The 21,367-nt window shown below is 70.5% G+C and carries 22 protein-coding genes; 11 read left to right on the top strand and 11 right to left on the bottom strand.

Going from position 1 to position 21,367, the window contains the following annotated elements; genetic code table 11:
* Window positions 1-248 precede the first annotated feature (248 nt).
* Window positions 249-899: a chaplin gene (locus tag ACQHII_RS03945; RefSeq protein WP_427917870.1), complete on the top strand. Its 651-nt coding sequence runs from the start codon at window positions 249-251 to the stop codon at window positions 897-899.
* Window positions 900-980: 81 nt separating this feature from the next.
* Here the strand turns inward: ACQHII_RS03945 and ACQHII_RS03940 are convergent, their stop codons facing one another.
* Both ACQHII_RS03940 and ACQHII_RS03935 read right to left on the bottom strand, forming a co-directional pair.
* Window positions 981-1,499, bottom strand: coding sequence for a GNAT family N-acetyltransferase (locus ACQHII_RS03940; protein ID WP_427917869.1), 519 nt, complete (start codon window positions 1,497-1,499; stop codon window positions 981-983).
* A 25-nt stretch (window positions 1,500-1,524) separates the two neighbouring features.
* Window positions 1,525-2,454, bottom strand: a complete 930-nt coding sequence (locus ACQHII_RS03935; RefSeq protein WP_427917868.1) for a LysR family transcriptional regulator — start codon at window positions 2,452-2,454, stop codon at window positions 1,525-1,527.
* A 177-nt stretch (window positions 2,455-2,631) separates the two neighbouring features.
* Here ACQHII_RS03935 and ACQHII_RS03930 point away from each other — a divergent pair, with 177 nt between their 5' ends.
* The 3 genes from ACQHII_RS03930 (at window position 2,632) to ACQHII_RS03920 (ending at window position 5,399) form a co-directional block, all read left to right on the top strand.
* A complete protein-coding gene (locus tag ACQHII_RS03930) occupies window positions 2,632-3,531 on the top strand; it encodes an SDR family oxidoreductase (RefSeq protein ID WP_427917867.1) in 900 nt (299 codons plus the stop codon).
* 83 nt (window positions 3,532-3,614) lie between these two features.
* Window positions 3,615-4,391: a GNAT family N-acetyltransferase gene (locus ACQHII_RS03925; protein WP_427917866.1), complete on the top strand. Its 777-nt coding sequence runs from the start codon at window positions 3,615-3,617 to the stop codon at window positions 4,389-4,391.
* Window positions 4,392-4,448: 57 nt separating this feature from the next.
* Entirely contained in the window at window positions 4,449-5,399 is a 951-nt protein-coding gene (locus ACQHII_RS03920; RefSeq protein ID WP_427917865.1) for an NAD-dependent epimerase/dehydratase family protein, read from the top strand.
* 18 nt (window positions 5,400-5,417) lie between these two features.
* On the opposite strand, the gene ACQHII_RS03915 is transcribed toward ACQHII_RS03920, so the two are convergent.
* Window positions 5,418-6,299 (bottom strand): GNAT family N-acetyltransferase, encoded by an 882-nt coding sequence (locus tag ACQHII_RS03915; RefSeq protein WP_427917864.1) that lies wholly within the window; start codon window positions 6,297-6,299, stop codon window positions 5,418-5,420.
* A 101-nt stretch (window positions 6,300-6,400) separates the two neighbouring features.
* Window positions 6,401-6,652: a GlsB/YeaQ/YmgE family stress response membrane protein gene (locus tag ACQHII_RS03910; RefSeq protein WP_427917863.1), complete on the bottom strand. Its 252-nt coding sequence runs from the start codon at window positions 6,650-6,652 to the stop codon at window positions 6,401-6,403.
* A 229-nt stretch (window positions 6,653-6,881) separates the two neighbouring features.
* On the opposite strand from ACQHII_RS03910, the gene ACQHII_RS03905 reads away from it, so the two are divergent.
* On the top strand, window positions 6,882-8,309 hold the full coding sequence (locus tag ACQHII_RS03905) for a hydrolase (protein ID WP_427917862.1): 1,428 nt from the start codon (window positions 6,882-6,884) through the stop codon (window positions 8,307-8,309).
* Window positions 8,310-8,360: 51 nt separating this feature from the next.
* Here ACQHII_RS03905 and ACQHII_RS03900 read toward each other — a convergent pair whose 3' ends face one another.
* Both ACQHII_RS03900 and ACQHII_RS03895 read right to left on the bottom strand, forming a co-directional pair.
* Entirely contained in the window at window positions 8,361-11,072 is a 2,712-nt protein-coding gene (locus tag ACQHII_RS03900; protein ID WP_427925222.1) for a glycoside hydrolase family 2 protein, read from the bottom strand.
* A 138-nt stretch (window positions 11,073-11,210) separates the two neighbouring features.
* The gene (locus tag ACQHII_RS03895; protein ID WP_427917861.1) at window positions 11,211-12,395 is read right to left on the bottom strand and encodes an ROK family protein; all 1,185 of its coding nucleotides are present in this window, start codon (window positions 12,393-12,395) and stop codon (window positions 11,211-11,213) included.
* Window positions 12,396-12,536: 141 nt separating this feature from the next.
* Between ACQHII_RS03895 and ACQHII_RS03890 the strand changes: the two genes are divergently transcribed.
* Window positions 12,537-13,985, top strand: coding sequence for an APC family permease (locus tag ACQHII_RS03890; RefSeq protein ID WP_427917860.1), 1,449 nt, complete (start codon window positions 12,537-12,539; stop codon window positions 13,983-13,985).
* On the opposite strand, the gene ACQHII_RS03885 is transcribed toward ACQHII_RS03890, so the two are convergent.
* Complete coding sequence (locus tag ACQHII_RS03885) at window positions 13,982-14,521, bottom strand: hypothetical protein (RefSeq protein WP_427917859.1); 540 nt, start codon at window positions 14,519-14,521, stop codon at window positions 13,982-13,984. The two genes, ACQHII_RS03890 and ACQHII_RS03885, sit on opposite strands and share 4 nt — an antisense overlap.
* Before the next feature lie 58 nt (window positions 14,522-14,579).
* Between ACQHII_RS03885 and ACQHII_RS03880 the strand changes: the two genes are divergently transcribed.
* Window positions 14,580-15,308 carry a phosphotransferase gene (locus tag ACQHII_RS03880; RefSeq protein ID WP_427917858.1) on the top strand — a complete coding sequence of 243 codons (729 nt, stop codon included), beginning with the start codon at window positions 14,580-14,582 and terminating at the stop codon, window positions 15,306-15,308.
* A 93-nt stretch (window positions 15,309-15,401) separates the two neighbouring features.
* Window positions 15,402-16,172 (top strand): ArsR/SmtB family transcription factor, encoded by a 771-nt coding sequence (locus tag ACQHII_RS03875; RefSeq protein ID WP_427917857.1) that lies wholly within the window; start codon window positions 15,402-15,404, stop codon window positions 16,170-16,172.
* A gap of 32 nt (window positions 16,173-16,204) precedes the next feature.
* Here the strand turns inward: ACQHII_RS03875 and ACQHII_RS03870 are convergent, their stop codons facing one another.
* Together ACQHII_RS03870 and ACQHII_RS03865 are read right to left on the bottom strand one after the other, a co-directional pair.
* Entirely contained in the window at window positions 16,205-16,645 is a 441-nt protein-coding gene (locus ACQHII_RS03870) for an SPW repeat protein (protein ID WP_427917856.1), read from the bottom strand.
* 91 nt (window positions 16,646-16,736) lie between these two features.
* Complete coding sequence (locus ACQHII_RS03865; RefSeq protein WP_427917855.1) at window positions 16,737-17,339, bottom strand: sigma-70 family RNA polymerase sigma factor; 603 nt, start codon at window positions 17,337-17,339, stop codon at window positions 16,737-16,739.
* 158 nt (window positions 17,340-17,497) lie between these two features.
* On the opposite strand from ACQHII_RS03865, the gene ACQHII_RS03860 reads away from it, so the two are divergent.
* Window positions 17,498-18,481 (top strand): MerR family transcriptional regulator, encoded by a 984-nt coding sequence (locus tag ACQHII_RS03860; protein ID WP_427917854.1) that lies wholly within the window; start codon window positions 17,498-17,500, stop codon window positions 18,479-18,481.
* Here ACQHII_RS03860 and ACQHII_RS03855 read toward each other — a convergent pair.
* Entirely contained in the window at window positions 18,470-19,843 is a 1,374-nt protein-coding gene (locus ACQHII_RS03855) for a cryptochrome/photolyase family protein (protein ID WP_427917853.1), read from the bottom strand. The two genes, ACQHII_RS03860 and ACQHII_RS03855, sit on opposite strands and share 12 nt — an antisense overlap.
* A 180-nt stretch (window positions 19,844-20,023) precedes the next feature.
* On the opposite strand from ACQHII_RS03855, the gene ACQHII_RS03850 reads away from it, so the two are divergent.
* On the top strand, window positions 20,024-20,212 hold the full coding sequence (locus tag ACQHII_RS03850) for a hypothetical protein (protein WP_427917852.1): 189 nt from the start codon (window positions 20,024-20,026) through the stop codon (window positions 20,210-20,212).
* Window positions 20,213-20,223: 11 nt separating this feature from the next.
* Here the strand turns inward: ACQHII_RS03850 and ACQHII_RS03845 are convergent, their stop codons facing one another.
* Window positions 20,224-21,135: a LysR family transcriptional regulator gene (locus ACQHII_RS03845; RefSeq protein ID WP_427917851.1), complete on the bottom strand. Its 912-nt coding sequence runs from the start codon at window positions 21,133-21,135 to the stop codon at window positions 20,224-20,226.
* A 137-nt stretch (window positions 21,136-21,272) separates the two neighbouring features.
* Between ACQHII_RS03845 and ACQHII_RS03840 the strand changes: the two genes are divergently transcribed.
* Window positions 21,273-21,356, top strand: coding sequence for a putative leader peptide (locus ACQHII_RS03840; RefSeq protein WP_350966533.1), 84 nt, complete (start codon window positions 21,273-21,275; stop codon window positions 21,354-21,356).
* The last annotated feature ends 11 nt before the right edge of the window (window positions 21,357-21,367 follow it).

Below are 21,367 nucleotides of genomic sequence, written 5' to 3'. Positions count from 1 at the left end.
ACGGCGATCGCTGCCGTATTCTGCGCCCCTTCAATAGGCATAAGGGGTTGTCCGACTAATGGTTTTCCGATTTCCCTCGGGGTTGAGAGGTGTTGTTACGAGTAGTTCGATAACCGTGACGCTCGATGGAGTGAAAGGCCGATAAGCCATAACTCGGATGGTGCGCCCACGTTTTATTCGGTGCGGGTGACCGCCCGCGACCAAGTCTGGAAGGCAGGGAGCCTATGAAACGGGTTACCCGAAACGGGATGATCGTCTTCGCGGCAGCGTCCGGCGCGATGGCCGCCGCGCTGCCGGCGTTCGCCGACTCCGCCGCGGACGGCTCGGCGGCCGGTTCGCCGGGGGTGGTCTCCGGCAACACGATTCAGCTCCCGGTGCATGTGCCGGTGAACGTGTGCGGGAACACCGTGAACGTGGTGGGGCTGCTCAATCCCGCCGCGGGCAACAGCTGCGTCAATGAGGGCGGCGGCGCCAAGGGCCCTGCCGGGCCACGCGGAGGAGCCTCGGCACACGGCGGCGAAAAGCATTCACCTGGTGTGCTGACCGGAAACGGAGTGCAGCTCCCGATCCATCTCCCGGTGAATGTCACCGGCAATTCCGTGAATGTCGTGGGTGTCGCCAATCCCGTCGTGGGCAACGAGTCCGTGAACACCTCCGGTGACCACCCCCACCGCCCGACGCGGCCGACACCCGAGCCACCGGCACCGACTCCGGCGCCGCCGAAGCCGCACCCGGAACCCGGCACGGAGGTCCAGGGACACCCCGCCCCGCCCGCCGCCGTGGCCTCGCTGGCCCACACCGGCACGGACGACCTGGTCCCGGCCGCCGCCGCGAGCGCGGCACTCATCCTGGGCGGCGCCGCGCTGTACCGGCGTTCCCGGACCAGGGCGGGCCGCTGACCCCGAGCGCCGCGCCAGGACGGAAGGCCCCACCGGGCAGGCGGCCGGTGGGGCCTCCGCCGTTCGAACTGCCCTGTTGCATCAGGTGAGTTCACCGCGCAGGATGCTGTACCGCACCCCGTCCCGCCACCGCCCGTCCCGGAACGCGACGCTGCGCAGGACGCCCTCCCGGGTGAACCCGGCCTTCTCCAGGGCACGTTGCTCGGCGATGTTCTCCGACTCCGTGTCCGCCTCGACGCGCATCACCAGGGTGTGCGCGAACAGATAGCGCACCAACTGCCGTTGCGCCTCGGTCCCGACACCCTGTCCGCGTGCCTCGGGCAGCAGGGTGATGCCCATGTTCCAGTAGTGGCAGGTCGGCGTCGGGGTGACCTTCCGCCAGGCGACGAACCCCACCCGCTCGTCGCCTCGGACCACCATCAGATAGGACCGGTCGGCGCTGAGCAGACGATCCTCCGACCACTGCCGCCGCCAGCGCCGGGCATCGCTCCAGCCGTACCACTGGAACTCCGACGCGAACTCCGGGTCGCTGAGGAAGCGCTCCATGACGGCCAGGCCGGCTTCGTCCACCGGTCGCAGTGCGATGTTGTCCGAGGTCATGCGGGACAAGCGTAGAGAGCCTCAACTAGGGCGCGCCGTCGGGGTGTTCTTCGGAATCGGCCGGAGCCTTCAGGAGCGCGTGGGCCGCCTTTCGGAACGCGGACAGCAGTCGGTTGTGCTCGCCGGTCCGGGTCGCCAGGGCGACATGACTCGGCTCGACGCCGTGCAGGGGGATCGCGACGATGTCGGGGCGGACGGTCTGCCCGGGGCGGACACCGGCCACGATGGCCACGGCCCGTCCGTCGGCGACGAACTCGAACTTGTCCTCCAGGGCCCGGACGACCGGTCCGCCGGGCGCCGGCCGGCCGTCGGGCCGGGGATCGATACGCCAGAAGGCGGCCCACGCCGGATCCGCCCCGGGGACCTGCGGCACGGGCTCGTCGGCGATGTCGTCCACCGTCACGGACTCCTTGCCGGCCAGCCGGTGGTCCAGCGGCACGAGCAGCACGCGCGGCTCGTCGTAGAGGATCGTGACCTCCAACTCGTCCGTGGAGAAGGGCAGTCGGGCCACCACCGCGTCCACCCGCCGCTCGAAGAGGGCCGCGCGTACATCGTCGTAGGCCAGATGTACGACGTGCACATCGGCGTCCGGATGCCGGCGCCGGACCTCGCGCACCGCCGGGGTCACGAACAGGTTGGCCATGTACCCGACGGTGAGACGGCTGGGCTCCGCGGCGGCGCGGGTCTCGGCGGCGGCCTGGGCGGTGGCGCGCAACAGCCCCTTCGCGCGCGGCAGAAAGACCTCCCCGGCCTCCGTGAGCCGCGTCCCCTGCGGAGTGCGGTCCAGCAGCCGGGCGCCCAACTGCTCCTCCAACCGCCGGACTTGACGGCTCAGGGAGGGCTGGGTGATGTGCAGGGCCTCGGCGGCGCGCCCGAAGTGACGCTGCTCGGCGACGGCGATGAAGTACCGCACGAGACGCAGTTCGAGATCGGGCGCGGGAGACAGATCCGTCATGCCTCAAGCGTACTGCGCGACGCGCTGGGTATCTCGCGGAAGTAGCGTCTGATCTGCTGTGATGCCTGATCTGTATTGCCTCATGCGAAACAGGCTTTGGACCCGGGATCCATCTGCTGCCCACGATGGAAGCACAGCACGACCCAGTTCGACACCCACCCATCGAAGGAACGCAGCATGCGTGTATTCGTCACCGGCGCGACCGGATTCATCGGCTCCGCCGTGGTCGGTGAACTGCTCGACGCAGGGCACACGGTCACCGGTCTGGCCCGCTCGGACGCGTCCGCCGAGGCACTGAAGGCCGCGGGCGCCGCCGTGCACAGGGGCTCGCTGGACGACCTCGACAGCCTGCGCCGCGGCGCCGAGGCGGCGGACGGGGTGTGCCATCTGGCGTTCATCCACGACTTCACCGACTTCGCCGCCAACTGCGCCACCGACCTGCGCGCGATCGAGGCGATCGGCGAGGTTCTCGCGGGCACCGACAAGCCCTTCGTGGTGACCTCGGGCACCCCCGGGCTCGACCGGGGGCGGGTGGCGACGGAGGAGGACCGGGTCGACCCGGAGTCCTTCGCGGCGATTCGTCAGCCGTCCGAGATCGCTGCGGTCGAGCTCGCGGAGCGCGGGGTACGGTCCTCGGTCGTCCGGTTGCCCCGGTCCGTGCACGGCAGGGGCGACAAGGGATTCGTCGCGGGGCTGATCGCCGTCGCCCGCCAGAAGGGCCTGTCGGCGTACGTCGGCGACGGCACCAACCGGTGGCCCGCCGTGCACCGCCTCGACGCGGCCCGGCTGTACCGCTGGGCTCTGGAGTCGGCACCGGCGGGCGCGCAGTACCACGCGGTCGGCGACGAGGGGCTGCCGCTCCGGGAGATCGTGGAGATCATCGCCGCCCGTCTCGACGTCCCCACCGGCAGCGTGACGCCCGAGGAAGCGGTCGTGCACTTCGGCTTCCTGGGCCTCGTCGCGTCACTGGACTGCCCGGCCTCGAGCACCCTCACGCAGAAGCAGACGGGATGGCAGCCGGTCGAGGCGGGCCTGCTGGCCGATCTCGAGGCGGGCCACTACTTCGACACGGAGTAGAAGGGAAGGGCTCCCGGCAGCGGCGCCATTCCCGTTCACGTAATTCCGTTGCCGGTTCCGCCCTCGGCTGCTGAAGTGGACGCATGGATCATGCCGAAGTGCTCGCCCTGCACGACCGCGACCTGCGCGAACGCGCCCGACCCGACGGGCCCGGTGCCCGGGTGGAGCGGACCGGGTCAGTGGTGCGCCAGGTCGCCGACCCCGACGGCTGGAACGGCATCCTGTGGACGGACCTCGACGAGACCGACGCCGACGCGGTGATCGCCGAACAGATCGCGTATTACACCGGCCTCGGCCGCGACTTCGAGTGGAAGCTCTACGGCCACGATCTGCCGACGGATCTCGGACAGCGGCTGACGGCGGCCGGGTTCACCCCCGAACCGCAGGAGACCCTGATGATCGGCGAGATCGCGGCGCTCGCCCTCGACGCCGAACTGCCGGACGGCATCCGCCTGTTGCCCGCCACCGACCGCGCGGGCATCGACTTCGTGGCGGACGTCCACGAGCAGGCCTTCGGCACCGACAGCTCCCGGCTGCGCTCCAGCCTCCTCGCCCAGCTCGCCGCCGACCCGGACACGGTCGTCGCCGTCGTCGCCCTGGCCGGGGACGAACCGGTGAGCGCGGCACGGATGGAGCTCGTGCCCGGCACCCCGTTCGCCGGCCTGTGGGGCGGCGGCACGGTGGAGAGCTGGCGGGGCCGCGGCATCTACCGCGCCCTGGTCGCCCACCGCACCCGCATCGCGGCAGACCGCGGCTACCGCTACGTCCAGGTCGACGCCTCCGACCAGAGCCGCCCCATCCTCGAACGCCTCGGCCTCACCCCGCTCACCACGACCACGCCGTACCTGTACGAACCGTAGAACCGCAGCTCAGCGGCGGGATGTCACATCCGTGCCGACCCGATCCGTCGCATCGGCATGACGACGAATCCGAGCAACAATCAGAGCGAGCGGAGCGACCGGAGCGGGCAGAGCATTCTCCTCGCCGGTGCGAGCGGCGTGCTCGGCCGCCACATCACCAAGGCCCTCACCGACGCCGGCCACCGGGTCACCGGTCTCGGCCGGGGAGCCGGCAACGGCATCAGCGCCGACCTCATGGACCGCGACGGACTCCTCCGCGCGGTCGACGGCCACCACTTCGACACGGTCGTCCACGCCGCGACCGCCCTGCGCAAGGCGCCCCTGCGCCACCGCGACATGCACGCCACCAACGCCCTCCGCACCGAAGGCACCGCCCACCTCGTCGAGGCCGCCCGGGCCACCGGCGCCCGCCGGTTCATCGCCGAGTCGATGGTCTTCGGCTACGGCTACGGGGACTTCGGCCCCCGCCCGCTCACCGAGGACGACCCCTTCGGCCCGCGCGGCACCACACCGGAGCTGGAGAGGCACATCGAGGGCATGCGCACCAAGGAACAACTCGCCTTCGCGGCACCGGACTTGGAGGGCATCGCCCTGCGCTTCGGCCTCTTCTACGGCCCCGGTGGCACCGACGCCATCCTCCCCATGCTGCGCAAGCGGCAACTGCCTGCTCCCGACGACCACGGCCGGGTCCTGCCCTGGGTGGAACTCACCGACGCGGCCCGCGCGGTGGCCGCCGCCGTCGAACACGGGCGCCCGGGGCAGGCGTACAACATCACCGACCGCACCCCGCTCGGTTTCCGTGCCCATGTCCTGTGCGTGGCACGGGAGTTCGGGCTGCCGAAGCCGCTCGCGCTGCCGCTGTGGACGGTCCGCCCGATGGGCTACGCGCACACGATGATGACGAGCAGCCAGCGCGTCTCCAGCGCGAAGGCCGAGCAGGAACTGGGCTGGACGCCCGTGTACCCGTCCAGTCAGGACGGCCTCGCCGCGCTGCGCGCCGCGCGCTGATCAGTGAGGGCAGTGCCTCTACAGGTCGAGCTGGTACTCCACCGCCCGATGCGTCGGCACATAGCCGAGCGCGTCGTTCACCGCCCGCATGGGCGCGTTGCTGGCCGCCGTGTCCGTGAGCAACCCGGCCAGCAGTGGGTGGAGTTGGCGCGCCCGCCGGATCGAGGCGGCCTTCATCGAGTGGGCGAGACCCCGGCCACGGTGGGCGGGCAGCACGGCCGTACCGTAGTGCTGCGCGTCGCCGCGCCCGTCGCCCGGCACGACCAGTTCGGAGAAACCGACGAGGCGTCCGTCGGTGGTGTCCACGGCGGCGACGGTGTGCAGCAGTTCCCCGCGGCGCGCGACCGCCTCGGCCGCCGCGACCAGTCGTTCCACATCCCATACGACGGTGCCGTAGTCGGTGTCCTGCATCGGCATGTCGTCCATCGCGCTGCGCGACTCGGCGTAGGAGCGGGCGAGTCGGGCCGGAACCGTGCCGGTCCACTCCGTCAACTCGTAGCCGGGATGCGGGCGTTGGGCGCGCGCGTCGATCGCCGTGAGATCGACGTCGGCCAGCGAGAGCCGGGCGTAGGTGAGGGTCAGTACCGGACGGAAGCCGCGGGCGGGAAGGAACTCGTCGGCGGGTGAACCCTGTTGGGCCTGGGCGAGGAGTGAGCGTCGGCCCTCCGCGCGGGCGGCGGCTGTCGCGGCCTCCAACAGCCGGGTGCCGATGCCCTGTCGGCGTTCGGCGGCGTGGACCGAGAGCTCCAGTTCACCGAGATGCGCCTGCCCCTCCTTGAGGAACAGGCGCAGCGAAGCCGACCCTACGGGTATGCCGTCGCCGTCCTGGGCGAGCCAGACAAGGCGGCGGCTCGACGGGCCGGACTGCGGATCGACGAGCGGGGTGACGCGTGGTGACAAGGGTTCTCCGGGAGGGATGTGCGAAGCGCGGGACCGGGCGGCGGGCTCGAAGTAGCCTGCCGCCGCCGGGTCTCACCCGCAACGCATTTCCCGTCCGCCGCTCAGCGGCGCACCCTCGTCCGGTCCAGCGCGGCGATGCCGACGGCCGCCAGGCCGATCTGGATGAGCCACTCGATCCAGTCGATGCCCTTCGTGTCGGCGACCCCCAGGCCGGACGCGATCGCCGCGCCGAGCAGCGCGGCCACGATGCCGACCACGATCGTCAGCACGACGCCGATGTGCTGACGTCCCGGAACGACGAGCCGTCCCAGCACGCCAATGATGATGGCACTGATGATGCCCGAGATCTCCATCTCCGCCCCTCTTTGTCGTTGTCCTCGCTCTCACCTTGTGCCCGCTGCGGGCCGACCCACTCCGTCGATTTCTGTGGGCTGTTATTGCCACGACTTTCTGTTCACGACCCCTTCATGCCATGTACCTTTCAATCGTTCAACGCGTGTAGAAGTCCCCAACTACCGTTCTACGCGCGCAGATCAGGCGCCCGCACCGCACCTTTCCCATCCCCTCACGGAGGTTCGCCGGATGCTTGGATCCAGAAGATCCCGCCGCAGACTCACCACCGCCCTCGCCGGCCTGGGACTTTTCGTCACGGGGGCAGCCCTCCAGGTCACCACCACGGCCACGCCCGCGCACGCGGCCACCACGCACCGCGTCCTGTTCGACGACGGTCACGCCGAGGAGGCGGGCAACGCGGACTGGATCATCTCCACCAGCAAGCCCGACCCGCTGGCCCAGGACTCCTCCCCGTCGTCCGAGACCGACTGGACCGGGGCGCTCTCCTCGTGGGGCGTCGCCCTCCAGAAGACCGGCGACTACAGCCTCAAGACCGCCACCAGCGCGCTCACGTACGGCGGTTCCTCGACGACCGACCTGTCGAACTTCGACACGCTGGTCCTCCCCGAGCCCAACACGCTGTTCACGACCGCCGAGAAGACCGCGATCATGACGTTCGTCCAGAACGGCGGCGGCCTGTTCATGATCTCCGACCACACCGGCGCCGACCGCAACAGCGACGGCTACGACGCGGTCGAGATCCTCAACGACCTGATGACCAACAACAGCGTTGATTCGACGGACCCGTTCGGGTTCTCCATCGACTCCCTCGACATCAGCTCCGGCTACCCCGCCGCGATCAGCGACAGCAGCAACGCGGTCCTGAACGGCGCCTTCGGCACGGTCACCAAGAGCCTGATCGCCGACGGCACGACGGCCACGCTGAAGCCCGCCGACAACGCGAACGTCAAGGGCCTTGTGTACCGCAGCGGTTACTCCGGCAACACGGGCGCGTTCTTCGCGACCAGCACCTTCGGCAGCGGTCGCGTCGCGTTCTGGGGCGACAGCTCGCCGATCGACGACGGCACCGGACAGTCCGGCAACACGCTCTACGACGGCTGGAACGACACCGGCGCCACCAACGCGGCCCTCGCCCTCAACGCCACCGCATGGCTGGCCGGCGACGGCAGCACCGGCGGCGGTGGCGGAGGCGGCGGTGGGACCTGCACCGCGGCCCAGCTGGTCGGCAACCCGGGCTTCGAGTCGGGCAACACCACCTGGACCGCCAGCAGCGGCGTCATCACCAACTCCAGCAGCGAGGCCGCCCGCACCGGGTCCTACAAGGCCTGGCTCGACGGCTACGGATCGGCCCACACCGACACCCTGTCCCAGTCGGTGACCATCCCGTCCGGCTGCTCCGCCACCCTCAGCTTCTATCTGCACATCGACACGGCGGAGACCACCACCAGCACCGCCTACGACAAACTGACGGTCACCGCCGGATCCACCACCCTGGCCACGTACTCGAACCTGAACGCGGCCTCCGGATACGTCCTGAAGTCCTTCGACGTCTCCTCCCTGGCCGGCACCACCGCCACCATCAAGTTCAGCGGCGTCGAAGGGTCCACCCTCCAGACGTCGTTCGTCATCGACGACACCGCGCTCAATGTGAGCTGACGACGACCGGTGGGGCCCGGCGGCGGCCGGGCCCCACGGGTTCTCAGGTGTTCACGCCGCCGGGACGGTCCGTTCCGGTGTGTTCCAGCCGGAGACCCGCACCCGGGGCGCCGAGCCGTGCAGTTCGGACGTCCGGTAGGTCACCGTCAGCGTCCTCGACTCCCCGGGCCACAGGCTCACTTCGTTGTCGGACCACGTCACCGGCAGCACCGGTTTGCCGGCCGAGTCCACGAGATGGACGTCGGTGAGGAGCGAAGGTGTCTTCCCCTTCCCGGAGTTGCGCACCGTGACCGTCGTGGTCGAGGTGCCGTCCGTGCCCGCCGAGGTCGACGCCGTCGCCGAGACCGGCACCTGCGCCATCGAGTTGAGCCCCTTGAGATCGGCGTAGCTCGTCGTCGGTGTGTAGTACCAGTCGGTGTGCGCCCAGTCGAGCGTGTCGGGCTTGCCGGACAGCCAGTACACGTTCCGGCTCACCTCCTTGCCGGACGCGTCGCTCAGCGTCAGCCGCACCAGGTACGTCGTCGACAGCCCGGCCACCGACGGGGGCAGGGTGAGCGCGGTGCTGTGTGCGCCGCCGCCGGAGACCGTCACCCCGGCCACCTTCTTGTCGTACTTCTGCGTGCCGTCCGTGTTGAACAGCGTTGCCCGCGCCGTGAGTTGCGAGGCGGACGCGTTCCGGTTGTTCACCACCACGACCGAGCGGTTGTCGTAGGAGTACTGGATGTGCAGCGGTTCGTTCGCCTTCTTCGCGCCGAAGTAGGCGCCGCCCTGGTCGAGATAACGGTCCATCAACTGCCAGTGCAGGGAGGTCCATCCGCTGTTGAACATCCAGTAGACGACTCCGGTCGCCGGCTTCGAGGCGTCGGTGGCGTTGCGCTCGTACGCCTCGAACTGGGCGCGCACGTTCTCGTACTGGGCCAACTGGGCCTTGCGGACGTAGTCGGTGAGGCTCGTCGGCGGGCCGTAGCGGCCGGTGAGGGCGTTGTCGTAGAGCTTGAGGGTGTTGAAGACCGGGGACGGGGAGCGGTGGTACTGCTTGGCGGTCGGGTCCTTCCAGAGGGTGGCCAGTTCGGCCGGGGTCATCATGCGGCGCAGGGTGTCGAGGGTCGGGATGTCGGGGCCCGCGCTGGTCTCGGAGTTGAAGCCGGTGGCGCCGCCCTCGCGCTTGGCGTACCAGTAGTCCGGCGGGATCCAGTCGTACGGGCCGGTCATCTTCATGCCCGAACTGCCGCTGATCGGCGAGGAGTTGTCGGAGGCGGCGGCGACCACCGGGTTCCTCCAGTCGGCCGCCTTCAGCGTGTCGAGGTAGGTCTTCTCGATTGTCGCGTCGGGCGCGAAGTCGCTGCCGATCAGGAAGGAGATCACGCTCGGGTGGTCGCGCAGCCGGGCGGCCTCCGCGGCCATCGACGCCTTGGCGACCGGGTAGTCGGCGGCGGTCCACTTCTCACCGGTCTCGTCGCCGTTGACCTGGCCCTCCCACTTGTCGCAGCACTCCCAGCCGGGGAGAGTGAGGATGCCGTAGCGGTCCGCCAGGTCGAAGAACTCGTCCGGCTCGATGTGTCCTTCGAGGCGGATGGTGTTCAGGCCCAGGTCGAGGGCGTACTTCAGGCGGTCCTCGACATAGGTCCGGTCCCAGCGCAGGAACTCGTCGGGCGACCAACCGCCGCCCTTGATCAGCAACTTGCGGCCGTTGATCCGGTACTGGCGGGCGCCGTCCGAGTTCAGCGGGGCCTGGACGTCGCGGATGCCGAAGGTCTGGTGCGCGGTGTCGGAGGGGGTGCCGTTCACGGAGGCGGTGAGGTCGAGGCCGTAGAGCGGCTGGCCGCCCATGCCCGCCGGCCACCACACCTTCGGGGAGTCCAGGTGGACGGCGAAGGTGACGGTCTTCGTCTGGTGTGCGGCGAGGGAGACGGTCGTGGCGAAGGTCCTGCCGTCGATGCTTCCGCCGACCTGCGTGGTGACGGGCGCGGCCGTGTCGTTGCGCGCCTTCGCCTTGACCGTCAGGTCGGCGGTGGCGAGTGACGGGACGGCCAGTTTGGTCACCACATGTGCGTCGCGCAGGGCGACCGGGCCGCCGCGGCGGACGAGGACGTCACGGACGATGCCCATGTTCTGGTCGGGCGGCGGCTGGAGCCAGTCGATCCAGCCCATGGTGAGGTTCTTGTTCGGGTCGTTCGGCCGGATGCGGAAGGCGACCGTGTTCGTGCCGGAGCGCACGAGCGGGGTGACGTCCAACTCGTGGTGTGTGTAGGCGCCGTTGACGTCGGCGGCCTCGGCGATCCGCTTGCCGTTGACGTAGACGTCGGCCGCCGAGATCACCCCGCTGAAGTCGAGGTAGGTGCGCCGGGTGCGGTCCGTGACCGTGAAGTCGCTGCGGTACCACCACGGGACCTGGAAGTCGGCCTTCGGGATCTTCCGCTGGTTGGTCGAGTGGAACGGGTCGGCGTACACGCCGTCGGCGATCAGGGCCGCGAGGACCGTGGAGCGTGCGCCGGCCGGGTACCAGCCGGTCGCCCGGTAGCCGGGGGAGGAGACGGCCGCGGGGGAGTCGGTGACCTTGGCGGACGACTGGATCGCGTAGCCGGCCAGCGGGGTGACGGCCCCGGCGGTCGAGCCTACGGCGGTCGCCGGGGACCGGGTGGGCGACGGCTCCCGGGCTCCCGCCCACGCACTGGTGGTGAGGGTACCGAGCAGGCCGAGGACCACGGCTGCCGTGGTGAGACGGCTTCTGAGCAGTGGGGGGACGGCGGGGCGGTGGAACACGGGGGTCTCCAGCCTCGTCAAGTTAGGAAGCTTTACTAACTGCGACAGAAGGTAGGCCGGACGATGGGGCGTGTCAATCACCGTTGCCCGTGGGCGAGTTGTTCAGGACGCCGGGCAGCGCTGGTGGATGAAGGTGTTTCAGGACGCCGAACGGCGCTCGAAGACGAGGTCCCGTGCCGTGCCCAGCGCGGTGGCCACCGCGCCCAGCAGCACCGCGTCCTCGCCCAGCGCGCTCGGCACGATCTTCGGCCGCAGCGGGGTGAGGGCGCGCAGGTTCTCCCGCACCGGGCGGAGCAGCAGATCCACGCTGTGCCCGACCCCGCCGCCCAGGACGACCAGGTCCGGGTCGAGCACGGCCGCGGCGGCTGCCACCGTGTGCGCGATCCGCTCGCCCTCCAGCTCAACCGCCTTGACCGCGGCGGGATTTCCCTGCCGGGCCGCGTCGAACACCGCCTTCGCGGTGAGCTGCTGCCCGCTCATGCCGAACATCCGGGCCGCCTCGACGACGGCCACCCCCGACACGGCGTCCTCCAGCGTTTCCGGCTTCTGCTGCCCCGGCCACGGCAGGAACCCGATCTCCCCGGCCCCGCCGTGCGCCCCCGTGAACAGCCGCCCCTCGCTGACCACGCCCATGCCGAGCCCGGTGCCGATCATGATGTACGCGAACAGCCGGCTGCCCGCGCCGACGCCGTACGTGTACTCGCCGAGCGCCGCGAGATTGGCGTCGTTGTGCACCTCCAGCGGGACGCCCAGGTCCTCGCGCATCCGGTCGAACAGCCCGGCGCGGCCCCAGCCCGGCAGATGCATCGCGTACCGCACCCGCCGCCGTTGTTCGTCGTACACACCCGGCGTGCCCACGACGGCGTGCACCACCGCGGCCGGTGCGACCTCGGAGTTCGCGACGACCTGGTGCGCGGTGGCCACCACCAGCTCGGCCATGGCGCCCGAGCTGCGGGCCCGGTTGCGGACGTCCGCGCGGGCCACCACCTCGCCGTCCAGATTGGCCACCGCGACCCGCAGCCAACTGCGCCCGACGTCTATCCCGAGCGCGTAACCGGCGGCCGGGTCGGGGGCGTAGAGCACTGCGGTCCGGCCGCGCTCGGGTGCCCGGGTGCCGACCTCGTGGACCAGCCCCGCCTCCGCGAGCGCGGCCAGCGCGCTGGAGACGGTCGGCTTCGACAGCCCTGTCTCGCGGGCGAGTTGGGCGCGCGAGGCGGCACCGGCGGTGCGCAGCCGGTCGAGCAGCAGCCGCTCGTTGACGCTCCGCAGCCGCTGCCGGCTCCAGGGCTGTTCCTGCTGCTCTACGGCGTCGCTGGCGGGCATCGCACCATTCTCACTCATCGGGGACACCCTCTTGACGAGTCTAGTAAGGCTCCTTAACTTTATCGCCCAGTCAGCCACCGGATACCGGCCCGCACGCCGCACCCCGCTTCCCCCGAGTCACGCACCCCCTCAGGAGCCCCCATGTCCGGTAGTCCGCCCCCAGAAGGCGGCTTCGTCCGCCGCGTCGGCCTCTTCCAGGCCACCGCCATCAACATGAGCCAGATGTGCGGCATCGGCCCGTTCGTGACCATCCCGCTGATGGTCGCCGCGTTCGGCGGCCCGCAGGCGGTCATCGGCTTCGTCGCGGGCGCGATCCTCGCGCTCGCCGACGGGCTCGTCTGGGCCGAGCTGGGCGCCGCGATGCCCGGCTCCGGCGGCAGCTACGTCTATCTGCGCCAGGCCTTCCAGTACCGCACGGGCCGGCTGATGCCGTTCCTGTTCGTGTGGACGGCGATGCTCTTCATCCCGCTGATCATGTCGACCGGCGTGGTCGGCTTCGTGCAGTACCTCGGCTATCTGGCACCGGACCTGGGCAAGACGTCCGGCGACCTCATCGGCCTCGGTGTGATCGCCCTGGTGATCCTCCTCCTGTGGCGCGGCATCGAGAACATCGCCCGCATCACCGCCGTGATGTGGACGGTGATGATCGCCTCGGTGTTCCTGGTGATCCTGGCCGCCGCCACCCACTTCAGCGGCCACCTCGCCTTCACCTACCCGGCACACGCCTTCGACCTGGGCAGCAACCACTTCTGGCTCGGCTTCGCGGGCGGCCTCACCATCGGCATCTACGACTACCTCGGCTACAACACCACGGCCTACATGGGCGCCGAGATCAAGGACCCCGGCCGCACCCTGCCGCGCTCCATCCTGTTCTCGATCGTCGGCATCATGGCGATCTACCTCATGCTCCAGATCGGCACCCTCGGTGTCATCGACTGGCACCGGATGACCCACGCGAACGACATCGCCTCCACCTCGGTAGCCTCGGCGGTCCTGGAGAAGACCTGGGGCAAGGGCGCCGCCGACACGGTCACCGTCCTGATCCTGATCACCGCCTTCGCCTCGGTCTTCACCGGCCTGCTCGGCGGCTCCCGGGTGCCCTACGACGCGGCCCGCGAACGCGTCTTCTTCCGCCCCTACGCCAAGCTCCACCCCAAGCACCGCTTCCCGATGCTGGGCCTGGCCACCATGGGCGTGATCACGGCGATCGGCTTCCTCATCGGCCGCCACACCGACCTCGCGACCCTGATCCAGCTCCTCACCACGGTCATGGTCATCGTCCAGGCGCTGGCCCAGATCATCGCCCTGACGGTCCTGCGCAAACGCCAGCCGACCCTCCGCCGTCCCTACCGCATGTGGCTCTACCCGGTGCCCAGCATCATCGCCTTCGTCGGCTGGTGCGTGATCTACGGCTACGCCGACAAGAACTCCCCTGGCCGCCACCCCATCGAGTGGTCCCTCGCCTGGCTCGCCCTGGGCTGCCTCGCGTTCGTCCTCTGGGCCCGCTTCGAGAAGGTGTGGCCGTTCGGCCCGAAGGAGATCACGGAGGAGTACCTCACGGAGACGGTGCCCGAACCCGCCGCTCCCTAACGGCCGTTGACCCACCCCGTCGCGGCCAACACCTCACCCGCGACGCCCACGACGGAGCGCCCGTCGGTCACCACCCGCACGGTGTCCACGGGCGCCCGCTCGTCCAACAGGCGTGACTTACGAGCGCTGTTGGCCACCTCCCGCTCCAACTCGCTGCCGATCTCCCGCCCGTTGAGCCGCTCCGAGGCGGTGGCGTCGGAGGCGGTGAGCAGCACCCGTACGATCCGCACGTCCGCGCCCATCGCGCGCCGGAACTGCCCCGCCGCCTCGTCGAGCACGCACACCGTGTTCGTGTAGATGAGCCGTTGATATCCCAGTACGGCGTAATTCCCCCAGACGGCGGCCAAGTCGGCCTCGCCGATCGCGGTCCGGTGCGGATCGCCGTCCGGCGCCGGATGCACCTGCCCCATGAAATCCCCGTCGACCACGGCATGGGCGACCCCCGCCGCGCGCAGCCGCGCCGACACTTCCCGGCCCACGGTCGTCTTCCCGACCCCGGCGCGTCCCCCGATGAGCAGTACCTCCGCGTGATCCATACGAGCAGCGTCCCAAGCGATACTCGTGCGGTCGAAACGATTTCGGGAAGGCGGCCACGTGGAGGAGTCGGTGCTCGGCGGAGGCGCGGTCAACGAGGTCGTACGAGTCGGGGCGACCGTACGCCGTACTCCCTCCGAACGGTCGCCGTACGTCACCGAGTTGCTCGCGCTGTTCGAGCGGCGGGAGTGGGCGGGCGCGCCGCGTTTCCTCGGCGCGGACGAGCGGGGGCGGGAGACGCTCCGGTACATCGAGGGCCGGGCGGCCGTCAGCTCTGAGGAACGGTCGGCCGCCCGTAGCGACGACACACTGGCCCGTGTCGCCCAACTCGTCCGCGCCTTCCACGACTTGACCCACGGCACAGCGCTGGCCGGCGATCAGGACGTCGTCTGCCACAACGACCTCGCCCCCAAGAACACCGTCTACGACACCGCATGGCGCCCGCTGGCCTTCGTCGACTGGGATCTCGCCGCCCCCGGAGAGCGGGTCCACGACGTCGCCCACGTGTGCTGGCAGTACCTGGACCTCGGCCCGGCCGTCACCGACGTACGGGCGACCGCCCGCCGGATCGCGCTGATCTGCGAGGCGTACGGCCTCGATGACACCGGTCGGCTCCTCGACACCGTCCTGTGGTGGCAGGACCGGTGCGCGCGGGGCATCGCGGCCGGTGCCGAGCGCGGTGAACGGGGCATGGCAGAACTGCTGGCGAGCGGTGTCGTGGACGAGATCAGGGCCGCCCGCGACTGGGTGACCGCGCACCGCCGTGAGCTGGGCGCTTTCCTGGACTGAGACGAACACGTCCCGAGCCGTCGTAACTCCCGCCTTGACGTGCAGGCAATTGCCTGCATAACGTTGAGTGTGCGATCCGAACATGACCCAGGGATGGACGCGGTCTTCAAGGCGCTGGCCGACGAGACCCGGCGGCGGCTGCTGGACCGGCTGCACGAGCACAACGGGCAGACGCTCGGTGAGCTGTGCGGGCGGATCGAGATGACCCGCCAGTCGGTGACCCAGCATCTGGCCGTCCTGGAGGCCGCCAACCTGGTCAGCACGGTGCGGCGCGGGCGGGAGAAGCTGCACTACCTCAATCCGGTCCCGCTGCACGAGATACAGCAGCGCTGGATCGACAAGTTCGAGCGCCCGCGGCTGCGCGCGCTCGGAGACCTGAAGCGACGAGCCGAGGAAGCCATGACCGACAAGCCGACATTCGTCTACGTCACCTACATCGCGAGCACTCCCGAGAAGGTCTGGGACGCCCTCACCGACGCCGACCTGACCGCCGCCTACTGGGGGCACAGCAATGTGTCCGACTGGCGGGAGGGTTCGCGCTGGGAGCACGTGCGCACCGACGGTTCCGGCATCGCCGACGTCGTCGGGACCGTCGTCGAGAGCGACCGCCCGAACCGGCTGGTGACCACGTGGACCTCGCCGGAGAACGAGGGTGAGGCAGACGCGTACTCCCGCGTCACCTACGACATCCGGCGGCACGAGGACATCGTGCGCCTCACCGTCACCCACGAGGACCTCGCCGACGAGGGCGAGCTGTCCGACGTCTCCGGCGGCTGGCCGGCCGTGCTGTCCAACCTGAAGTCGGTCCTGGAGACCGGCAGCCCCCTCCCGCAGTCGCCGTGGCTGGTGCCGGGCGACCGCTGAAGGGGGCGTGGCTTCCTCTCCGGGCTGTGCGTCTACGGCTTGGGAGTGCTCCGCGCCGCCGTGGCGGCACACACGATGCCCAGGAGCACGGCCAGTCCGCCGATGATGACGTTGTTCAGGATGACGCCCTTGTCGGGGCTGCTGCCGACGATCCACGGCGAGACGATCATCCAGACACCCAGGGCGCTCATCGCCCAGCTGAGGCCGTACATGCGCTCCGGCGCCCTGGTGAACCCGAGGGCCAGCAGGCCGATCGCGATGCCGACGATCAGGTTGTGCGGCACGAGCGCCGGCTGGCTCGTCGTGTAGTGGAGTATCCACGGGGACACGGCGCAGTACAGACCGAGCAGGAACACCGGTCCGTCCACGAGCGCCACATCGCGTCCACCGAGCATGCGGGCGTATCGCGCCTGCATTTCGGAGACATCAGGGTGGCTCGCTATGTCACCTCTGGTGTGCGAGACGTTGGCCATGACTCGTCTCCTTTGACTTGGCTGGCCTGACCGCGTCTGGTGCGGTGTGCGGTAAGAGCCGCTTCACTCCATTCTGCTCCTTATTCGCCCTTTATGTGTAGTGGTCAGCCTGCTCGTCGTGCCGAAGACTGCGGCGCAGCTGGTGGAGCCCGCGCCGGGCATGGCTCTTCACCGTGCCCAGCGGCCAGCCGGTGCGCCGCGCGATCTGGGTCTGGGTGAGGTCCTCGTAGTACGTCAGCCGCAGCACGCGCTGCTGGGGCGCGGGCAGGCGGGCCAGTTCCCGCAGGACGAGGACGCGGTCGAGAGCTGCCTCGGGCCGGTCGGCGGCGGGATCGGCGAGGGGCAGGGCGGCCCCGGCGGCGGCCACCAGGTGCAGTCGGCGGGTCCTGGCGGACAGCGCGTCGGCGATCCTGCGCCTGGTGATGCCGACGATCCAGCCGCCGATCGTGCCGCGCTCGGGACAGAAACCCAGCCGCCCGCGCCACACCCCGAGAAACACCTGCTGGGTCACGTCCTCGGCCTCCGTGCCGTCCCCCAGCGAGCGCCGGGCCAGCGTGTGGACCAGGGGCGACCAGCGGCGATACATGGTGGCCAGACAGTCCTCGTCGCCCGCCACCAGCCCCCTGGCCAGTTCCTCGTCGGTCCGCGAGTCCGCCACCGGGCTCGGGCGGACGGTGCTGTGCTGCGGGCCCATGACGACAGCTCCTCACGTCGGACGGCGACCGCCCGGGCCGGGCACTCGGCGCCGAGGCGGTGGGGGATGCCTGCCGGGACATGCCCCGGTTCGTCCATCCTGGGAGCCGGGGATCAAGCCCAACAACTCGCGTCGATTCTGCGTCGTATAGTCACGGGATGAGCGAGTTGCCCGCCGACCGGGACGCACCGCACCGGTCCACCGCCGAACTCCCCCTGACCACAGGCGCGTTGGCCCGCCGACTGGGCGTGGCGCCCACCACACTGAGGTCCTGGGAGCAGCGCTACGGCATCGGGCCCGCCGTCCGCGCCGAGGGGCGGCACCGGCGCTGGACCCCCCATGACGTGGCACTCCTGGAGGAGATGTGCCGCCTGACCGCGTCGGGCGTGCCCCCGGCCGAGGCGGCGCACGCGGCCAGGCAGGCGGCCGGTGCGCACGCGGAGCGCCCCGCTCGGACCCCCGGCCGCTCGCGGGCGGCCGGCACCCTGCCCCTCGGCGATGTGCGCCAGGAGTGCCGGGGCCTCGCCCGCGCCGCCGTCCGGCTCGACTCACCGGCCGTCGAACGCCAACTCGCCGACGCCGTCGACCGGTACGGCGTGGTCGTCGCCTGGCAGGAGGTGATGGTGCCGACCCTGCACGCGGTGGGACGCAAGTGGGCCTCGTCCGGGGACCGTTACGTCGAGGTGGAGCACCTGCTGTCCTGGCAGGTCTCCACCGCCCTCCGCCGCTGCCCCCCGGCTTCCGGACGGCAGCCGGACGCCCCGCCCGTCGTCCTGGCCTGCGTACCCGGCGAACAGCACACCCTGCCGATCGAGGCGCTCAACGCCGCACTCGGCGAACTCGCCCTGCCCACAAGGATGTTCGGCGCCGCCGTACCCGCCGAGGCGCTCACCGCGGCGGTGCGGAGACTGGGACCCGCGGCCGTCGTCCTGTGGGCGCAGGCACGCTCCACGGCGAGCCCGCCACTGGCCCGGCACCTCGCCGACCTCCGCTGGGGAGTGAAGGGGGCACGGCGACAGCCCTCGGTGGTGCTGGCCGGGCCCGGCTGGTCCGGCACCTCGGCGCGGGGCGCCGTACGGCCGACGACACTCACCGACGCCGTGGACCTTCTGTCGGCCGCGTACGGGACCTCACTCACCTGACCGCCCTTGCCTGAACCGCGCCAGCCCGTCGGCGAGTTCGACGATCGGATCCGGGTAGTCGCCGAGCGCCACCCGCTCAAGTCCCTTGAGTTTCCACGGCTCGTGCACCAACGGCCCCTCCAGCTCGGCGAGTTCGGGCACCCAGCGGCGGACGTACTCGCCGTCCGGATCGTGCCGCTTGGCCTGAGTCACCGGATTGAGCACGCGGTTGGGACGTGAGTCGGTGCCGGTGCCCGCCATCCACTGCCAGTTGAGCTGATTGTTCGCCACATCGCCGTCGACCAGCAGGTCCAGGAAGTGCCGGGCGCCGATCCGCCAGTCGACGTAGAGCGTCTTGGTGAGGAAGCTCGCCGTCAGCAGCCGTCCCCGGTTGTGCATCCAGCCCTCGTGGCGCAGTTGGCGCATCGCCGCGTCGATCAGCGGATAGCCGGTACGGCCCTCCTTCCAGGCCGCGATGTCCGCACGCGCCGTGGTCCCGGACCGCCAACGGTCGTGCTTCGTACGGTAGTCGGCGCTAGCTGACGCGGGTCTGGCCGCCAGGACCTGGCGGTGGAAGTCCCGCCAGGCGAGCTGTCGTACGAACGCCTCGGCGCCCGGTCCGGCCGACCGCCGTGCCCGGTGGACGAGTTCGACGGGGGAGAGGGTGCCGAAGTGCAGGTGCGGGGAGAGGCGGGAGGTCGCGTCCCCGGCGAGGTCGTCGTGGATGTCCTCGTACGCGGCGATCCCGGTGCGCAGCCAACGGCTCGACTCCCTGCGGCCCGCCGTCTCCCCGCCGGTCGCGAGGCCCGGCGAAAGACCCGCGAGATCGGCGCGGGACGGCAATTCCTCGGAACCGACACCCTCCGGGACCCGCACGGTGCGCGGCGCGGCGAGCGGAGCGCGCAGCTGGACCCCGGACCACTGCCGGAAGTACGGCGTGAAGACCGCGAAGTGGTCCGAGGAGGCGGGGGTCACCGCACCGGGAGCGACGGCCGTCGTCACGGTGTCGTGGACGTGCAGCCGCCGCCCCTCCGCCTCCAGCGCCCGCCGCAGCCGCTGCTCGCGCCGCTGCGCGTAGCCGCTCACGTCGGCCGCCATGTGCACCTCGTCCGCGTCGGTCTCGGCGGCCACCTTGCACACCTCGCCGACGACGTCACCGGAGCGGACCACCAGTCGGCCGCCCCGCTCGCGCAGTCCGGCGTCGAGATCGTTCAGGCAGTCGGCGAGGAACGCCAGCCGGTTGGGCGCGGCGAACCCGGCGTCCGCCACAGCCCGGTCGCGCACGAACAGGGGCACCACCTGGCGGGCCCCTTCGGCGGCCCGCAGCGCGGGATGGTCGTGCAGACGCAGGTCCGAGGTGAACAGGACGACCGAGACGTTCATGGTGCGCACTCCGGGAGACGGGGAAAGGCGGCCGTGGGGTGCTTCCGGCCGGACCGTTCCGACGGATGCGGTTGTCACCCGACGGACGTACGTCCCCTTCGTGCCGCGGTGGCGTGCATGTCCATGCCGATCGGGGGCAGGCGCATGGATACGACGGTTCCCCGGGGGAGCCGAAGGTCGATGCCGGAGGTGGCTGCGGACATGGGCGCGAAGGTGTTGGAGCGGTTTCCGGCGGGAGCCCCGCGCGGATCATGGCCCGCCGAGGAGTTCGCGGCCCGGCGCCGCGCCGAGGGTCAGCCCGCCAGGGTCGTCATGGACCTGAAGTCCGACGCGTTCCTCGTGGTGGTGCCGACCGGGGACGAGGACTGACCTCAGGTGACTCAGGCCTGTGTTCCACCCAGCTCGCGCGCCCGACGCACGAACGCCTCGTACAGATCCCCGGCCGCCTGTGGCACGGATTCGGCGCGGCGGCGGCGCAGCATCAGCAGCACCCGGGCGGTGTCCCCGGCGATCGGCCGGTAGGTGATCGCGCCGAGCCGCTCCAGCGGGTCCTCGACCACGCTGAAGTCGGGCAGGACCGTCACCCCCAGCCCCTCCGCGACCATGAGCTTGCCCATCTCGGCGCCATCGGTCGAATAGGCGAAAGCCGGCCCCCGCCCATGGAGCAGCCGGTGCACATAGCGGTGCATCACATAGCCGGAGCGCATACCGATCAGCGGCTCGGTGAAGAGGTCGTCCACAGTGACGGTCGGCCGGGCCGCCAGCGGGCTGTCGGGACGTACGCACACCACCGGCAGCCCGGACAGCAGCTCGGTGGACTCGAACTCGGCCGGCATGTCGTCACCGTCGAGATGGTTGACCAGCCCGAGGTCGAAACCGCCCTCCGCCAGCGCCCGATGGATGTCCGTCTGCTGCGCGCCGACCACCTCTACCTGGGTGAGCGGATGCGAGGCGCGGAAGTCGCGTACGACGGGCAGCAGCAGCGGCACGGTCGCCGCGTTCACCGTGCCCACCCGCACCATGCGACTGATCCGGTGCCGCTCGCCGGCCGCCGCCCGCAGCCGGTCCACCGCGTCCAGTACGTCGACGATCTTCGGCAGCAGCTCCCGGCCCGCCGCGCTCATCGTCGCGCCGGTCCTTTTGCGCTCCAGGAGGTCGACCCCGAGTTCGCGTTCGAGATTCCTCACGGTCTCGCTCAACGCGGGCTGCGACAGGCGCAGTTCGTCGGCGGCCCGGCGCAGCGAGCCGAGCCGGGTCACGGCCGCGATGTATTCCAGCTGTTCGGTCCGCATGCCCGCAGAATGCGGCCGATTCGGCGGGCCGTTCAAGGGTTTACCTGTCACACCTTCGTGAAATTCAATGGTCCGCGATACGAGACCGGTCGGGTTTTCCTTGACGCTCCTCGCGGGTGGCTGCCACGATCGAGACCATGAAGATGCGACTGGACCTCACGCGGCGACGCCACGTCGACCTCGCGCGCGTCTCCAGCGCCTCCTGTTGCACCGCGGCCTGATCCCCTCTTCT

This window comes from Streptomyces sp. cg40, from assembly GCF_050320165.1.
Classification (GTDB): Bacteria; Actinomycetota; Actinomycetes; order Streptomycetales; family Streptomycetaceae; genus Streptomyces; species Streptomyces hokutonensis.
The sequence above is the reverse complement of the archived record's forward strand: the minus strand, read 5'-3'. Positions and strand labels throughout refer to the sequence as shown.

Excerpts from the sequence above, each read along its gene's own strand:
- ACQHII_RS03865 (WP_427917855.1), bottom strand. The coding sequence starts at position 17,339 with ATGGGCCCGCAGCACAGCACCGTCCGCCCGAGCCCGGTGGCGGACTCG.
- ACQHII_RS03870 (WP_427917856.1), bottom strand. The coding sequence starts at position 16,645 with ATGGCCAACGTCTCGCACACCAGAGGTGACATAGCGAGCCACCCTGAT.
- ACQHII_RS03905 (WP_427917862.1), top strand. The coding sequence starts at position 6,882 with ATGCTTGGATCCAGAAGATCCCGCCGCAGACTCACCACCGCCCTCGCC.
- ACQHII_RS03940 (WP_427917869.1), bottom strand. The coding sequence starts at position 1,499 with ATGACCTCGGACAACATCGCACTGCGACCGGTGGACGAAGCCGGCCTG.
- ACQHII_RS03850 (WP_427917852.1), top strand. The coding sequence starts at position 20,024 with ATGCCGGAGGTGGCTGCGGACATGGGCGCGAAGGTGTTGGAGCGGTTT.
- ACQHII_RS03840 (WP_350966533.1), top strand. The coding sequence starts at position 21,273 with ATGAAGATGCGACTGGACCTCACGCGGCGACGCCACGTCGACCTCGCG.
- ACQHII_RS03930 (WP_427917867.1), top strand. The coding sequence starts at position 2,632 with ATGCGTGTATTCGTCACCGGCGCGACCGGATTCATCGGCTCCGCCGTG.
- ACQHII_RS03910 (WP_427917863.1), bottom strand. The coding sequence starts at position 6,652 with ATGGAGATCTCGGGCATCATCAGTGCCATCATCATTGGCGTGCTGGGA.
- ACQHII_RS03925 (WP_427917866.1), top strand. The coding sequence starts at position 3,615 with ATGGATCATGCCGAAGTGCTCGCCCTGCACGACCGCGACCTGCGCGAA.
- ACQHII_RS03860 (WP_427917854.1), top strand. The coding sequence starts at position 17,498 with ATGAGCGAGTTGCCCGCCGACCGGGACGCACCGCACCGGTCCACCGCC.
- ACQHII_RS03855 (WP_427917853.1), bottom strand. The coding sequence starts at position 19,843 with ATGAACGTCTCGGTCGTCCTGTTCACCTCGGACCTGCGTCTGCACGAC.
- ACQHII_RS03875 (WP_427917857.1), top strand. The coding sequence starts at position 15,402 with ATGGACGCGGTCTTCAAGGCGCTGGCCGACGAGACCCGGCGGCGGCTG.
- ACQHII_RS03920 (WP_427917865.1), top strand. The coding sequence starts at position 4,449 with ATGACGACGAATCCGAGCAACAATCAGAGCGAGCGGAGCGACCGGAGC.
- ACQHII_RS03935 (WP_427917868.1), bottom strand. The coding sequence starts at position 2,454 with ATGACGGATCTGTCTCCCGCGCCCGATCTCGAACTGCGTCTCGTGCGG.
- ACQHII_RS03945 (WP_427917870.1), top strand. The coding sequence starts at position 249 with ATGATCGTCTTCGCGGCAGCGTCCGGCGCGATGGCCGCCGCGCTGCCG.
- ACQHII_RS03885 (WP_427917859.1), bottom strand. The coding sequence starts at position 14,521 with ATGGATCACGCGGAGGTACTGCTCATCGGGGGACGCGCCGGGGTCGGG.
- ACQHII_RS03845 (WP_427917851.1), bottom strand. The coding sequence starts at position 21,135 with ATGCGGACCGAACAGCTGGAATACATCGCGGCCGTGACCCGGCTCGGC.
- ACQHII_RS03895 (WP_427917861.1), bottom strand. The coding sequence starts at position 12,395 with ATGCCCGCCAGCGACGCCGTAGAGCAGCAGGAACAGCCCTGGAGCCGG.
- ACQHII_RS03890 (WP_427917860.1), top strand. The coding sequence starts at position 12,537 with ATGTCCGGTAGTCCGCCCCCAGAAGGCGGCTTCGTCCGCCGCGTCGGC.